17 protein-coding genes are annotated in these 14024 nt (G+C 70.4%); 10 read left to right on the top strand and 7 right to left on the bottom strand.

From position 1 onward, the window contains the following. Positions 1-56: 56 nt before the first annotated feature. Genes bagB through OO71_RS28320 form a run of 3 tightly spaced genes read right to left on the bottom strand, consistent with a single transcriptional unit; the run spans position 57 to position 2447 of the window. Positions 57-1172, bottom strand: a complete 1116-nt coding sequence (gene bagB / locus OO71_RS28330; RefSeq protein ID WP_033292968.1) for an ATPase BagB — start codon at positions 1170-1172, stop codon at positions 57-59. Continuing rightward, positions 1172-2176, bottom strand: a complete 1005-nt coding sequence (bagA, locus tag OO71_RS28325) for an ATPase BagA (RefSeq protein ID WP_033292967.1) — start codon at positions 2174-2176, stop codon at positions 1172-1174. Before bagA ends, bagB begins: the two co-directional genes overlap by 1 nt. Before the next feature lie 22 nt (positions 2177-2198). Next, positions 2199-2447 carry a hypothetical protein gene (locus OO71_RS28320; protein WP_033292966.1) on the bottom strand — a complete coding sequence of 83 codons (249 nt, stop codon included), beginning with the start codon at positions 2445-2447 and terminating at the stop codon, positions 2199-2201. 226 nt (positions 2448-2673) lie between these two features. Between OO71_RS28320 and sp36 the strand changes: the two genes are divergently transcribed. From sp36 to OO71_RS28290, 7 genes are all read left to right on the top strand, one after another. After that, a complete protein-coding gene (gene sp36, locus OO71_RS50345; RefSeq protein WP_003068074.1) occupies positions 2674-2835 on the top strand; it encodes a Sp36 family protein in 162 nt (53 codons plus the stop codon). Positions 2836-2845: 10 nt separating this feature from the next. Next, positions 2846-3301 carry a RidA family protein gene (locus OO71_RS28315; protein ID WP_033292965.1) on the top strand — a complete coding sequence of 152 codons (456 nt, stop codon included), beginning with the start codon at positions 2846-2848 and terminating at the stop codon, positions 3299-3301. Continuing rightward, complete coding sequence (locus tag OO71_RS28310) at positions 3301-3930, top strand: hypothetical protein (RefSeq protein ID WP_033292964.1); 630 nt, start codon at positions 3301-3303, stop codon at positions 3928-3930. The genes OO71_RS28315 and OO71_RS28310 overlap by 1 nt, the downstream gene beginning before the upstream one ends. Before the next feature lie 38 nt (positions 3931-3968). Further along, on the top strand, positions 3969-5123 hold the full coding sequence (locus OO71_RS28305) for a hypothetical protein (protein ID WP_033292963.1): 1155 nt from the start codon (positions 3969-3971) through the stop codon (positions 5121-5123). A 135-nt stretch (positions 5124-5258) separates the two neighbouring features. Continuing rightward, the gene (locus OO71_RS28300; RefSeq protein ID WP_033292962.1) at positions 5259-6083 is read left to right on the top strand and encodes an NUDIX hydrolase; all 825 of its coding nucleotides are present in this window, start codon (positions 5259-5261) and stop codon (positions 6081-6083) included. Between the two features lies 1 nt (position 6084). Further along, the gene (locus OO71_RS28295; RefSeq protein WP_033292961.1) at positions 6085-6858 is read left to right on the top strand and encodes an MBL fold metallo-hydrolase; all 774 of its coding nucleotides are present in this window, start codon (positions 6085-6087) and stop codon (positions 6856-6858) included. 788 nt (positions 6859-7646) lie between these two features. Then, on the top strand, positions 7647-7901 hold the full coding sequence (locus OO71_RS28290) for a glutaredoxin domain-containing protein (protein WP_033292960.1): 255 nt from the start codon (positions 7647-7649) through the stop codon (positions 7899-7901). Positions 7902-8028: 127 nt separating this feature from the next. Here the strand turns inward: OO71_RS28290 and OO71_RS28285 are convergent, their stop codons facing one another. The 4 genes from OO71_RS28285 to OO71_RS28270 form a co-directional block, all read right to left on the bottom strand. Further along, the gene (locus OO71_RS28285; RefSeq protein ID WP_033292959.1) at positions 8029-8433 is read right to left on the bottom strand and encodes a hypothetical protein; all 405 of its coding nucleotides are present in this window, start codon (positions 8431-8433) and stop codon (positions 8029-8031) included. A gap of 179 nt (positions 8434-8612) precedes the next feature. Further along, the gene (locus OO71_RS28280; RefSeq protein ID WP_033292958.1) at positions 8613-9869 is read right to left on the bottom strand and encodes an MFS transporter; all 1257 of its coding nucleotides are present in this window, start codon (positions 9867-9869) and stop codon (positions 8613-8615) included. Between the two features lie 852 nt (positions 9870-10721). Continuing rightward, entirely contained in the window at positions 10722-11396 is a 675-nt protein-coding gene (locus OO71_RS28275; protein WP_009084463.1) for a Crp/Fnr family transcriptional regulator, read from the bottom strand. A gap of 159 nt (positions 11397-11555) precedes the next feature. After that, positions 11556-11807, bottom strand: coding sequence for a hypothetical protein (locus OO71_RS28270; protein WP_013230551.1), 252 nt, complete (start codon positions 11805-11807; stop codon positions 11556-11558). A gap of 224 nt (positions 11808-12031) precedes the next feature. On the opposite strand from OO71_RS28270, the gene nth reads away from it, so the two are divergent. Genes nth through OO71_RS28255 form a run of 3 tightly spaced genes read left to right on the top strand, consistent with a single transcriptional unit; the run spans position 12032 to position 14024 of the window. Further along, complete coding sequence (gene nth / locus OO71_RS28265) at positions 12032-12715, top strand: endonuclease III (RefSeq protein ID WP_033292957.1); 684 nt, start codon at positions 12032-12034, stop codon at positions 12713-12715. After that, positions 12712-13314, top strand: coding sequence for a TlpA family protein disulfide reductase (locus tag OO71_RS28260; RefSeq protein ID WP_033292956.1), 603 nt, complete (start codon positions 12712-12714; stop codon positions 13312-13314). Before nth ends, OO71_RS28260 begins: the two co-directional genes overlap by 4 nt. Continuing rightward, on the top strand, positions 13311-14024 hold the full coding sequence (locus OO71_RS28255) for an NUDIX hydrolase (protein WP_033292955.1): 714 nt from the start codon (positions 13311-13313) through the stop codon (positions 14022-14024). The genes OO71_RS28260 and OO71_RS28255 overlap by 4 nt, the downstream gene beginning before the upstream one ends.

Genomic DNA, 14024 nt, shown 5'->3' with positions numbered 1-14024 from the left:
TCAGCCAGTGCCATCCGGTCGGCTGACGTGATGAGCCACTCCAAATGCCCTGGCGCTCACGAGGCCAGTTTCACTCCGATGTCCCGCAACCCGTCCAGGTCGTGCACGTCACCCGCAAGCGCGGGCACTCGCACCAGCGGCACCTCGGGATGCGCGCGGGTGAAGCGCGCGAGCAGCCGGTTTTCACGCTCGGCCAGCGCGACCCGGTCGGCATGCAGCCGCAGCACCGCCTCCGCCAGTGGCGCGTTCTGCACTGACTCCGCGGCGGCCAGTGCCTCGGTCGCGGACAGCGGCGCGAGTACCGGATGCGTGCGGTTGGCCACGAGACCCGCAAGTGGCATCGACTCGCCGGCCAGCCGCTCCACGAAGTAGGACGCCTCGCGCAGTGCGTCCGGCTCCGGTGCGGCCACCACGAGGAACGACGTACCCGACGAGCGCAGCAGCTCGGCCGTCTTGCGCGCGCGTTCGCGGAAGCCGCCGAACATGCTGTCGAAGGCCTGCATGAACGCTGACGCGTCGGCGAGCAGCTGGCCGCCGATGATCGTCGACACGGCTTTCGCGAACATCGAGAACCCGGCGCTCACGACCTTGCGCAAGCCCCACCCACCGGCCTTCGCCGGGCCCGTCAGCAGCCGGATCATCCGCCCGTCGAGCGCGGTGGACAGCCGCGTGGGTGCGTCGAGGAAGTCGAGCGCGGACCGGCTCGGCGGCGTGTCGACGATGATCAGGTCCCACTCGTCGGTGGCTGCCAGCTGACCCAGCTTCTCCATCGCCATGTACTCCTGTGTGCCGGAGAACGACGTGGAAATGGTCTGGTAGAAGGGATTCTGCAGCAGCTGCTCGGCCCGCTCCGGCCCCGCGTGCACGCGCACCATGTCGTCGAACGTGCGGCGCATGTCGAGCATCATCGCCCACAGTTCGCCCTTGGGCTCGAAGCCTTCGACCTGCACCTGCTTCGGGTGGTTACCCAGCTCCCGCAGCCCGAGCGCCTGCGCGAGCCGGCGCGCCGGGTCGATCGTGAGCACCACGGTCTGCCTGCCGCGTTCGGCTGCCCGCAACGCGAGCGCGGCCGCGGTGGTGGTCTTGCCGACGCCGCCGGAACCGCAGCACACGATCACGCGGCTGTCCGGGTCGTCGAGCAGGGCGTCGACGTCGATCGGCTCGGCGGCCATCAGCGCACTCCCTGTTCCTGCAGCGTTTCGGCGAGGTCGTAGAGCGCGGCGACGTCGACGCCCTCGGTGAGGTCGGGCAGCTCCAGCGTCGGCAAATCGGCCTCGGCGAGCTGCTCGCGGGCCCGTTGCTCGGCGGCCACTCGCACGGCGTGCTCCACGGTTTCCTCCACGAGCGCGTCGAGCGTTTCGTCCGGCAGCTTCAGCCCGGCCGACGCGAGGCCGGAGCGCACGCGGGCGGCGTCGACCCGGCCGTCGGCGGCCGCGGTGACCGAACGCGCGGGCAGCCGCGGCGGGCGGACCCGGTTCACCAGCACCGCGCCCGGCCGCAGGTCGGCGCCGTCCAGCTCGGCCACCGCCTCGACGGCCTCCCGTACCGGCATCTCCTCCAGCAGCGTGGTCAGGTGCACGGCGGTCTCGCCGGAATGCAGCAGCCGTACGACGCCGTCGGCCTGGCCGCGGATCGGGCCGGTCTTGGCGAGGTCGGTGAGGGCCTTGGTGACGTCGAGGAACTTGACGACGCGACCGGTCGGCGGGGCATCGACCACCACCGCGTCGTACGTGTGCCGCCCGTCGGATTCGGTGCGCCCCACGCATTCCTTGATCTTCCCGGTGAGCAGGACGTCCCGCAGGCCCGGCGCGAGCGTGGTGGCGAACTCGATCGCGCCCATCCGGCGCAGGGTCCGGCCGGCGAACCCGAGGTTGTAGAACATCTCGAAGTACTCGAGCAGCGCGGCCTCGACGTCGATGTGCAGCGCGCGCAGCTCACCCCCGCCGGGTACCGCGGCAATGCGCTGTTCCGCGTACGGGAGCGGTTCGGTGTCGAAGAGCTGCGCAATGCCTTGGCGCCCTTCGACTTCGATCAGGAGCACCCGGCGGCCGTCGTGCGCGAGCGCGAGGCCGAGCGCCGCGGCGAGCGTGGTCTTCCCGGTGCCGCCCTTGCCGGAGACGAAGTGCAGCCGGGCCCTGGTGAGCTCGTCGGTCCAACCGGCGGGGGAAGTGGTCACACCCTCAACACTAAACCGGTGCTCAGCTGGCCAGCATCAGGACGCCGAGCGCAGCGGCGACCACGGCCACGAGCACCCAGGTCACCGCGGCGGGCAGGACGGTGAGCGTGAGCACGGCCACCACTACCAGCACGGTGAGGGTGACCGCGCCGGCGATCGCGACCTGCCCCGAGTTGTTCACCCGATCCCGCGCCTTGGCCATCACGACGAGCACGAGCGGCAGCCCCGCCGCGGCGAGCAGCACGGTCGCGACGATTCTCCAGGTCTCCACGGACCCACGCTAGCGACCGGCGCGCCGACCGGTCCGCGTCTCCACGGACCCACGCTAGCGACCGGCGCGCCGACCGGTCCGCACCCTCACGAAACCGCCGGGCGGCCCGTCCGCTGTGAGTCGCCCCACAGCCACCACGGTCCGTGACGTCCTCACCTGGACGGGTGGCGTGCTTCGGTGCCCGCGGTCCGGACGGGCCTTGCCCGCTTGGCTACGCTCCCGGGTCATGAGCGCGACCAAATGGGAGTACGCCACCGTCCCGTTGCTGATCCACGCGACGAAGCAGATTCTCGACCAGTGGGGCGAGGACGGCTGGGAGCTGGTCACCGTGCTGCCCAACCCGAGCGGCGAGCAGCACGTCGCGTACCTGAAGCGGCCGAAGGGCTGAGGGGGCGACCATGACCTGGAGCGATCGGCTCACCGAGCTCGGCATCGAACTTCCCGCGGTCGCCGCACCGCTGGCCGCGTACGTGCCTGCCGTGCGCACCGGCTCACACGTCTACACCTCCGGCCAGCTGCCGTTCGTCGACGGCGCGCTCGCCGCCACCGGCAAGGTCGGCGCGGAGGTCAGCCCGGAGGAAGCCAAGGACCTCGCCCGCACGGCGACGCTCAACGGCCTCGCCGCAGTGCACGCCCTCGTCGGCATCGACGCGGTGGTCCGGGTCGTGAAGGTGGTCGGGTTCGTCGCGTCCGCGGAGGGCTTCACCGGCCAGCCCGCGGTGATCAACGGGGCGTCCGAGCTGCTCGGCGAGATCTTCGGCGACGCGGGCAAGCACGCCCGCTCGGCCGTCGGCGTCGCGGAGCTGCCGATTTCGTCGCCGGTGGAAGTCGAACTGATCGTGGAGGTGGAGTGATGGACCCCGACATCGAACAGTCTCTGCACGAGCTCCTGCTGCGGCTTGCCGGCCGCACCCCCGACCAGCTCCTGTGGCGTTTTCGCGACTGGCTTGGTGAGGGTGCGATGGGGACCCTCGCGCGTACCCTCCCCAGGTCTTTGCTGAAGCACAGGATCGATCTGGACCAATCCGAGTACCGCCTGCTCGTGGCCGGTCTGATCCCGCACGGCGCCGACTGGCATCAGGTCAGTTCGACGCTGGGGGTAGACGACGTCACCGAGACCAGGTACACATTCACGCAGAGTGCGCCCGAATGGGTGAACTCAGTCGACTCTGTGTCCGTTTTGCTTCACGCAACGTTGCGTGGGCGTGCGGATGTGGGGGAAGTACGGCAGAGCTGGCGGCACCTCGGTGCCGCCGGTGAGGGCGGGGCCAAGCGGGTCCTGCTGGTGACGGCGACCGCGGGCCAGCCCCGGCTCACCGGTGAGCTGCAGCGGGTGCTGCGGGTCATGGGTGACGAGGAACCCAGCGTCGAGGTCATCCCGCCGCGCTTCGACCTTCCCGGGTACCACCGGGCCGCGCTCGCCGAATCCGAGCTGGTCTGCGTCGGCGCCGCGGGCGCCGGTCATCGACTCGTCGCCGCTTAACGCTCGTTGCCGCCAGGCGAGCTGGGAGGAGCAGAGCAATGGTGGAGGTTCACGACAGCCCGCCGATGGACGGGTTTTCGGTACCCCTGCGTCTGCACAACTTGTTGCTGGCCCTGGCGGGCCGCATCGACGACAGTGCGCTCACCGAAGCGCGCGAGCTGATCGCCCGTGCCCACATCGACGAGGCGGTGGAACTCACCACCGGCACGCTGATCGCGGGCCGGATCCCGGTGAGCGAATCCGAGCAGCGCGAACTCGCGCTGGTACTCGAGATGAGCCGCTCGGACGCGACGCTCGCCAACGACCTGCTGGTCGAGGAGCACGAACCGATGCAGACGCACCGGTTCACGGGCGACAACCAGCCCGAGTTCGGCCTCGCCGAAGCCCTCGACCGCACCCTGCAGGTGCTGCCCGACGTGCGGTCCGTGCACGCGGTGTGGCGCAACACCCCGGCGGGCAGTGTGCCGGGCGCGTTGCCGCAGCGGGTGGTGCTGGTCGAGCTCGGCCCGGAGGGCAATCCGCCCGCGGTGGCCTTCCGTGTCGACACCGCGCTGCGCCGGGCGGGCATCCGCTCGGTCGTCGAGGTGAGCGGCCCCGGGGTCCCGCAGTCGGACTACCACCAGGCCGCCGGTGCCGTCGCGACCCCGGTGTGGGTCACCGGCAGCACGCACTCGGCCCCGGACTACCGGCCTGAGCCTGCGCCGCAGCGCAGCGCCCCGACGCCGGTGCCGGAACCGGAGCCGGTCGCGGAAACGCCGAGCCGGCACGGGATCCGGCAGCCGGTGGCGGAAGCCGCGGTGCCGGTCGCGCCTGTGGTGCCGATCGTGCAGAGCCAGCCGTCCGCTCCGGAGCCGGTCGCCGAGCCCGCTCCCGAGCGGTCCCGGAGCGCCCGTGCGGAGACGCGTGCCGAGCGCACGTCGGACCTGACGTCGGCCGAGGTCGCGCAGCTGCGCCGGGCGCTGGCCGAGGACCCGGAGAAGGGCCGCGAGATCGCCGCGGGCAAGCCGAGCATGCACGAGGTCGTCGAGCTGCCCGCGCTGGACCTGGACGACCCGAGCCTGTCCGAGCGCGACCGCGCCCTGCTGCGTGAGCTGCACGAGGAACTGGCCGAACGCGAACGGGCCGAGGCCGCCCGGCTGCGGCTCAACGGTGCTTCGCGCTCCGGCGGCGAGGGCCGCTGGTCCGGTTCCTGAGCCCGCTGCTGCTGTGCCGTGAAGGGAACCATCAGGGAATCAGATTCCCTGATGGTTCCCTTCACGGCCTTGCGGGGCCGTTGGGGTGACACAAGTAATCCGCGCTGCGTGCGGAATGCGAGGTATGTTGCCCGGGTGGAACGGCCGCGTGAATTCGTCTTCGACATCCCCGCCCGTCCCGGCATCGGGATCCGCGACAACGCCGACGGCCCGCCGGTACCCCCGAAGGATGCGGCGACGGTGATCCTGCTCCGGGACGCGACCGGCGGCCCGGAGGTGTTTCTTCAGCACCGCGTCAAGGGGATGCCGTTCGCCGGCGGGATGACGGTGTTTCCCGGCGGCGGCGTGGACCCGCGTGACGCCGACGCGTCCGTGTCCTGGGCCGGGCCGCCGCTGTCGTGGTGGGCCGAGCGGTTCACGTGCGACGAAGCACTCGCCCGCGCTTTGGTGTGCGCTGCGGTCCGGGAGACGTTCGAGGAGTCCGGAGTGCTGCTCGCAGGGACGGGTGACGCGGTGATCGCCGACGTCACGCCGTACCACGAAGCCCGGAAAGCCTTGGAGTCACGGGAAATCTCGCTCGCCGGATTCCTCGCGGACGCCGGACTCACCTTGCGCGCGGATCTCCTGCAGCCATATGCGCACTGGGTGACCCCGCGGGTCGAGAAGCGTCGTTATGACACGCGCTTCTTCGTCGCGAAGCTGCCGTCGGGCCAACGTGCCGACGGCGCAACGTCCGAGGCGGCGGCCGCAGGCTGGCAACGCCCCGCCGACGCCCTCGCGGACGCACGCGAAGGCCGCCGCGCCCTGATGCCGCCGACCTGGCTGACCCTCACCGAGCTCGCCGGATTCGACACCGCCGACGCAGCGCTCGCCGAACCGCGCGAGATCGTGAAGACCATGCCGACCCTGGTGCGGGAAGGCGAAAACGTCCGAGTCATCCTCGATCCCACGGAGTCCTGAGTTGACCGCCCCCGCCTACGGCGTGCTGCGTCGCGTGTCCGACACCGCGGCTGTGTTGCTGGAGAACAACCCGTCCACGATGACGCTGGAGGGCACCAACAGCTGGGTGCTGCGCGCGCCCGACGCGCCGGCCGCCGTGGTGGTGGACCCCGGCTACCGCGACCTCGACCACCTGGAGAAACTCGCCGCCGTGGGCGCGGTGGAGCTGATCCTGCTGACCCACCACCATCCCGACCACGCCGAAGGTGCCCCATGGCTCGCCGAGCGCACCGGCGCCCCGGTCCGCGCCTTCGACGCGACGCTCTGCATCGGCGCCGCCCCCTTCACCGACGGCGACGTGCTGACCGCCGCCGGGCTGGAGATCCGCGTGCTGCACACGCCCGGACACACCGACGATTCGGTGTCCCTGCACGTCGCCGACCAGCTCCTGACGGGCGACACGATCCTCGGCCGCGGCACCACGGTCCTGCACGACCTCGGCGACTACCTCCGTTCGCTCCGCAAGCTGATCGCCCTGCCCGCAGGCACCCCGGGACTGCCCGGCCACGGCCCCGAGCTCCCCGACCTGCCCACGACCGCCCGGGAGTACCTGGCGCACCGGGAACAGCGGCTGGACCAGGTCCGTTCAGCCCTGCGAACCCTCGGCGAGGACGCCACCCCGCGACAGGTGGTGGAGGTGGTGTACGCCGACGTGGATCGCGCACTGTGGGCCCCGGCGGAGGCGAGCGTGCGTGCTCAGCTGGACTACCTGCGTACTTCGGAGGGCGACGGTTGAGCGGCGCTTGGCTCGTATTGAGTTTTCATGGGCGTGGTTGGGGTTCCTTCCTGTTTCGGGGGCGGGTTGGCAAGCGGTTCCCGGGTTGGCCGGGCGCGGCGGAACGGACTTCTTCCGCGGGAGGCTGGTGTTGAGCGGGTTCGCCGGGTTGGTCCGGTGTGATGGGTGCCTTTCGTGAGAAGTGCGGGCGTGGCCGGGGTGCTCTTGTGTCTCGGTGGGCGGGTGTTGAGCGACGTCGGGTCCGGTCGGATGCCGGGCGTGTGGGCGCGACTGGATGGCCTCACCTCGTCAGGAGGCGCGTGTTGAGCGGGGTTGGCGGGCTCGGTGGAATGACCTTCTTTCGTCAGGTGGCGGGCGTGGAGCACGTTCGCGGGGTTGGTGGGGCGTGATGGGTGCCTTTCGTGGTGAGTGCGGACGTGGCCGGGTTGCCCGCGTGTCTCAGTGGGTGGGCGTTGAGCGACGTCGGGTCTGGTCAGGTGTGGGCGCGGCGGCACGGCCTTACCGTGTCCGGAGGCGACGCCGGGTCCCGGTCGGGTGCGGGCGGGCTGGGCTGCCCGCGTGTCTCGGCGGGTGGGCGTTGAGCGACGTCGGGCCGGGTCCGGTGTGGGCGCGGCGGGGCGACCGCACCGCGTCAGGAAGCAACGCCAGGTCCGGTCGGATGGGCGCAGCCGGACAGCCGCACCGCGTCAGCAGGCGGGCGGTGTCGAGGTCAGCCGAGCATGGTGGGTGCCTTCCATGGTGAGCGGGTGCGGGCAGTTGAGTGTTCAGCGGGTTGTGGAGGATGGACGATGAGCGACGTCGAGGTCGAGTTCTACTGGCGGCCCGGGTGCGGTTTCTGCTCTGCGCTGCGTCGGCCGTTGATGGCGAGTGGCCTGACGGTGCGCGAGATCAACATCTGGGAGGAGCCCGGAGCGGCCGAGCGCGTGCGGGCGGTGGCGAACGGAAACGAGACGGTGCCGACGGTGATCGTCGGCTCGACTGCGCTCGTGAATCCGACGTTCGACGAGGTTCAGGCGGCAGTGGCGGCCGAGTCGGCAGCCTGAGGGTGAGGGTCCGTTCCATACCCCGCAACCTAACGACGACCACCGACAAAACCGGTGGCCGTCGTGGTTGACCTGCGGAAATGATCAGCGGCGAGCGAGGCGGTCGACGTTGCCGGGGAGATCCGGCTCAGCGGGTTTCGGCCGGATCGTCCGTATCGTCGATGAGGCGGCCGATCTCGACCAGCTTCGTGAGCCGGCCGTCGGCGTCCAGGCGGCCGATGAGGTGGGCCTCGCCGTGGACGGCGGGTCCGTTTTTCAGGGTCATCCGCACCACCACTCGCGCGGCGACGCCGCTCGGCTCCGCGCTGCTGCCCCAGACCTCGTCGACCACGGTGATCGAACCGCCGCTCATCCCTGAACGCAGTTCCGTCACGTGCTTGAGGTAACCGGCGACGTCCATCTTCTTGCCGCTGATCCGGATCATGGAATCCGGGTGGAGGAGATCCCGGACCTCCCTGGCGAGCGCTTCGTCGTCGGCCTGAAAGGTGAGCCTGCCGAGCTGGGCGAGCGGGTGGACGCGTTCCGGACGCACGTGGTTACTCCTTCGGCAGGGTGGCGTCGGCACCTGCTCGTGCGAGGCAGTTCAGCGGAGTCAGGTGATGATCAACGATCATGGCCAAGGTATCACCGGGCAAGCCGGGTAAGCGAAAAATTCCGCCAGGTCGAGTCGGTCGGGCAATCCGTGAAGTCGGCCAGTACCAAGGGGAATGATCAGCCGGCCGCACCGACGAGGTCGCCACCGGGGGCCGGTGACGCTGCCCGGACTGTGCCGCGCAGCAGCCACACGATTGCGGCCAACACGACCCCGGTAGCGCCAGCAGCCAGGAACGCGACGGCGATGCCGGCGTGCTCCACGAGGTATCCGCTCACTGACTGACCGGCCGCGAGCCCCAGCGTGACCGCGGTGAGGATCCAGCCGAACGCCTCGGCCGCGGTGCCGCGCGGTGCGACGATCTCGATTGCCGCCGAATGGGTGGTGGACTGCGGCGTGATCATCGCGCCCGCAAGCAGCATCAGCAACGCCAGTGCCCACAGCGTCGACGGAAGCGCCAGCAGCGCCACGAATACGCCGAAACCGGCCAGCAGCACCGGAAGCCGCAGGCCGAGCCGGCGTGGCCACGGGTGCAGGCTGTACGCGACGCCGAACGCAACCGAACTCAACGACCAGAACGAAAGCAGCAGCCCGCTCAGCGACGGGTGCCCGGATTCCGTTGCGGCAGCGGGTACCGCGACCTCCACGAACCCGATCACCACGCCGAACCCCAGCGCGGCCAACGCAAGCGTGCGCATGCCGGGGCTGGCGAGGGCGCCGAGCAGTGGTGTCTTCGCCTTCGGCGCCGGACCCCATGCGCGCACGGTGGGGCTCAGCGCGAACATCGTGGCGCCGGTGACCATCGCGACCGCGCCGGCCACCATGCCGGTGCCCGCCCACGGTGCGGTGACCAGCAGGCCCGCGATGCCCGGGCCGAGGATGAAGAAGACCTCCATGCTGATGGCCTCGTAGGACAGCGCCGCATTGCGCGGAGGTCCTTCCGGCAGCAGTTTCGTCCACAGCGCCCGCGACGCCGACCCGACCATCGGTTCCGAAAACCCGGTGGCGGCCGACAGCGCGACCAGCACCAGCGTGGGCGCGTGCGCCTCGATCGCCACCGCAAGCGACGTCATGGCCACCGAGAACAGTGCGGCAGCGGTAAGCAGCGGACGGGTCGGTCCGAAACGGTCGATCAACCGGCCCTGGAAGACGGCACCCACCGAGACCCCGGCGAGCGAACTCGCCGATACGAGCCCGGCCGCGGCGAACGAACCCGTCTCGCGCTGCACGTAGAGCAGCGCGGAAATACCGATCATCGCAATCGGCAGCCGGGCAAGCAGTGACGCGATGACCGGCCGGCGAGTGCCAGGAGCGGTCAGCGCGGCGCGATAGTCGGCGAGCGTGGTTCGGCCTACGGAGTGAGCGGATTGGGACACGTGTACTAGTGTGCCGGAAATTGGTACGTGAGTACCAGTTATTTTTCCGGTCAGATCTGTCACGTGCGGCGGGTTGCCGGTCCGGAGATCTCGATTCGGTAACGCCAGGTGGATTCTCTGTGAACTCGTGCAACGAATCCGCAGAGGTGGCGTCCTTGAGGGTGAATGGCCTTGAAATCGTGGGAAGTGGCCATGATGGTTGTACGACAGCCTGTTCGGGCTGTGCCGCACAACACAACTCAGCTCCCTCCGGCATAAGGGTCGGGGCCTGGTCCGGAGGGCGGGGAGCGCGGGTCGTCGGGGGATGGTCCGCGCGCAGGCGAGGAGCCGGTGCGCCACGTCGGGGGTGGCGCCCGGCTCCTCGTCATTTTCACGGTAGGGGCGGGGGAAGTGCGGGACGACACGGGGTGGCCGGGGGAATGCCGCCCGTGTGGGGGATATGCCGGTTCTGGATTCCCAGGTTGCGGCGGGGATTTCGGTGGGTGGGTGCCACGGCGGTGGGTGCCCGGCGATGGGTGTCCGGCGGTGGGTCCGGCGGGCTGGGCTGCAGGTCGGCGTTGCTGCAGGCGTGGCTCGGAGTTGCCAGGCCCGCGCTGGGAGGCGAAGGGTCGGGATTCGCCGAGGTGAGGCACTCAAAGCCAAGGCCCACCGCACCAAAGGCCCACCAGGCCGGACGCCCACCGAACCGGACGCCCACCGAACCGGACGCCCACCGAACCGGACGCCCACCGCACCCAGACGCCCACCGCACCAACGGGCCACCACAACGAAGGCCAACACACAACGAAGGCCACCCCCAAGCAGGAGGTGGCCTTCGTATAACCCAGGCGGATTAACCCACCCGAGTGAAGCTCAGCGGGCTCGGCGGGCCAGTCGTTCCGGGTCCAGGATCAGGACGCTCTTGCCCTCGAGGCGGAGCCATCCGCGGTGGGCGAAGTCGGCCAAAGCCTTGTTCACGGTCTCGCGGGAGGCGCCTACGTACTGTGCGATCTCCTCCTGCGTCAGGTCGTGCGTGACCCTCAGCAGGCCCGCCTCCTGGCTGCCGAAGCGCTGCGCCAGCTGCAGCAGCGCGCGGGCCACGCGGCCGGGGACGTCGGTGAAGATCAGTTCCGCGACCATGTTGTTCGTGCGGCGCAGCCTTCGCGCCACTACGCGCAGGAGCTGTTCGGCGATCTCCGGGCGGGTGGCGATCCACTGCCGCAGCGCCGGGCGGTCCATGGTGACCGCGCGGACCTCGGTGACCGTCGTCGCACCTGACGTGCGCGGGCCCGGGTCGAAAATGGACAGTTCGCCGAACATGTCGGACGGGCCCGCGATCCACAGCAGGTTCTCGCGGCCGTCCGGGGACTTGCGGCCGATCTTCACCTTGCCGGACTGGATGATGTACAGCCGGTCGCCCGGCTCACCCTCGTTGAAGATGACATGGCCGCGGGGGAACTCCACGGATTCCAAGGTCTGGGCCAGCGCCTCCGCCGCTGCCGGCTCCACACCCTGGAAAATGCCCGCACGGGCCAGGGTTTCATCCACCTCGGGTGCCTCCTCGTCGAGAAACGATCACTTCCTCCGCAGGTCGGAGGCAGTGTCGCCGATCACTCATCCGTCAGTCTAGGGCGTACCGGACGGATCACTCGTCGGCTCGCCGCGCGAGGCGAAAGAGCCCGGAACGATCTCGTCCGAGTGTGGAGCCTAACTCCGCACGCGTCGCGCGCGTAGCCTGGCTGCCCGTCCGCCCAGCCGACGGAGCCGGAAAAGCTCCAGCGCGCGGCCGATCCCGTGCCCGTACAGCGCCCGTACCTCGTTGGGTTGCGCCTGCTCCAGGAACTCCTCGACCTCGTTCTCCTGCACCGCGACGTGCTTGAGACGGCTCTCCACGCGCTCCATGAACAGCGCGAAAAACATGATCACCAGTGGGACCAGGATCACGAACCACACGGTCATCCCGCACCCCCGCCGTTGTCGGTCATCGTCTCCAGATCCTTGCTCATGGTGGACGCACGGCGCGCCGAGGTGGTGCTCTGGCGTGTCGGGCGTCCACCGGCGGATGCTCCCGACCGGCTCGTCCGACTCGCCCGTAGGCTATCGGGGTGCCACCTGCTGTCCCGAACGGGCCCCGCACGGACAACAAAGAAAGCCGGCTCGCTCTCGTGAGACGCGCCCGGCGCATGAAACGTTGCCTCGACCAGGTTTATCCGGACGCGAAGGCCGAGCTGGACTTCACGAATCCGCTGGAACTCCTGGTCGCCGTCGTGCTTTCCGCGCAGACCACCGACGTCCGGGTGAACCTTGTCACCCCGGCGCTCTTCGCCAAGTACCGCACGGCCGCCGACTACGCCGGTGCCGACCGCGCCGAGCTCGAGGAGTACCTGCGTCCGACGGGTTTCTTCCGGGCCAAGGCCAACTCGGTCATGGGGCTCGGCGCGGCGCTCGTCGAGCGGTTCGACGGCGAGGTACCGAAGAAGCTCACCGACCTCGTCACGCTGCCCGGCGTCGGCCGCAAGACCGCGAACGTCGTGCTCGGCAACGCCTTCGACGTGCCTGGCATCACAGTGGACACCCACTTCGGACGGCTCGTGCGGCGCTGGGGCTGGACGGCCGAGGAGGACCCGGTCAAGGTCGAGCACGCGGTCGGCGAGCTGATCCCGCGCAAGGAGTGGACGATGCTGTCCCACCGCGTGATCTTCCACGGCCGCCGCGTGTGTCACTCGCGCAAACCGGCGTGCGGCGCATGTCCGCTGCGCAAGGACTGCCCGTCGTTCGGCCTCGGGCCCACGGAGTTCGAAGTGGCCGCCAAGCTGGTCAAGGGCGAGGAACGCGACCACATCCTCGAGCTCGCGGAGCGCGGGTGACCACTGTCACCCGGTGGGCGCTCGGGGTCGCGGTGCTGGCGGTGGCCGCGCTGGTCGCAGTGCTCACGCTGCGCGGTAACGGCTCGACGTCCGCGCCCTCCGCGTCCGGCGATCTCACCGCGGCTCGCGCGGGGGCGAAGCTTCAAGCCTGCCCACCCGCATCGGCACCGCCGGTCGGGCAGCTGTCCGGCATCGAGGCGGACTGCCTCGGCGACGGGTCCCGGGTGGACGTCGGCAAGGTCCTCGGCGGCGCTCCGGTGCTGGTCAACGTGTGGGCGTCGTGGTGCCAGCCGTGCCGTACCGAACTGCCGGTGCTCCAGCAATACGCCGCCGAGCCGGGCGCGGTGCGCGTGGTCGGCGTGCAGGTCGCGAGCCCGGCCGCGGACGGCCTCGGTCTCTTCGAACGGCTCGGCGTGCACCTGCCGTCCCTCTACGACGGCGACGGCCAGACCGGCCCCATCCGCACCGCGCTCAAGGTGCCCTCGTCGCTGCCCGCGTCGTACCTGGTCACCGCAAGCGGGCAGGTCCGGTTCATCGCGAGCCCACGGGTGTTCGACAACACTGACCAGGTGCGCGCTGCTGTGAAGGACTACTCATGACCACCGGACCGCTCGTCGACCCCGAAACCGTGCCCGAGTGGCTGCGGCCGCTGGTGAAGGTGGCCGGCGAGGTCGACAGCCGCACGTTCACGCGCTTCAGCCCGCCGGAAGACCTGCTCACCCGCGCCGCCGCGGTGCTGATCCTGTTCGGCGAGCGGCCCGGCATCGGTCCCGACGTCCTGCTGCAGCTGCGCGCGGACACGCTCGGCTCGCACGCGGGCCAGGTCGCCTTCCCCGGCGGCGGTGCGGAGGACGGCGATGACGGTCCGGTCGGTACGGCCCTGCGCGAGGCCGAGGAGGAAACCGGCGTCGACCCGTCGGGCATCTTGCCGGTCGCGGTGCTGCCGGAGCTTTTCGTGCCGGTTTCGAAATTCGCGGTCACCCCGGTGCTGGCGCATTGGCACACGGCGTCTCCGGTACGCGCGGTCGACCCGGCTGAGACGGCGGCGGTCGCGCGCGTCGCGCTGGCCGATCTCGCCGACCCGGCCAACCGGTTCACCGTCCGCCGCGGCGACGCGTCGTGGAAGGGCCCGGCGTTCGCCGTCGACGGCCTGTTCGTGTGGGGGTTCACCGCCGGGCTGCTCTCGGTGCTGCTTTCGCTCGGCGGATGGGAACGGGAGTGGGACACCGGCGACGTCCGTGACCTTGACGTAGCGTGGGCCGAACATCGGGCGGCGAACGTGGCCCGGGGCGGCACGGGCGAGGAGTGA

Origin of the sequence: Amycolatopsis jejuensis, from assembly GCF_000717335.1 — a bacterium.
GTDB lineage: Bacteria > Actinomycetota > Actinomycetes > Mycobacteriales > Pseudonocardiaceae > Amycolatopsis > Amycolatopsis jejuensis.
Note: the sequence above shows the minus strand (reverse complement) of the source record. Positions and strands in the feature narration are given on the sequence as shown.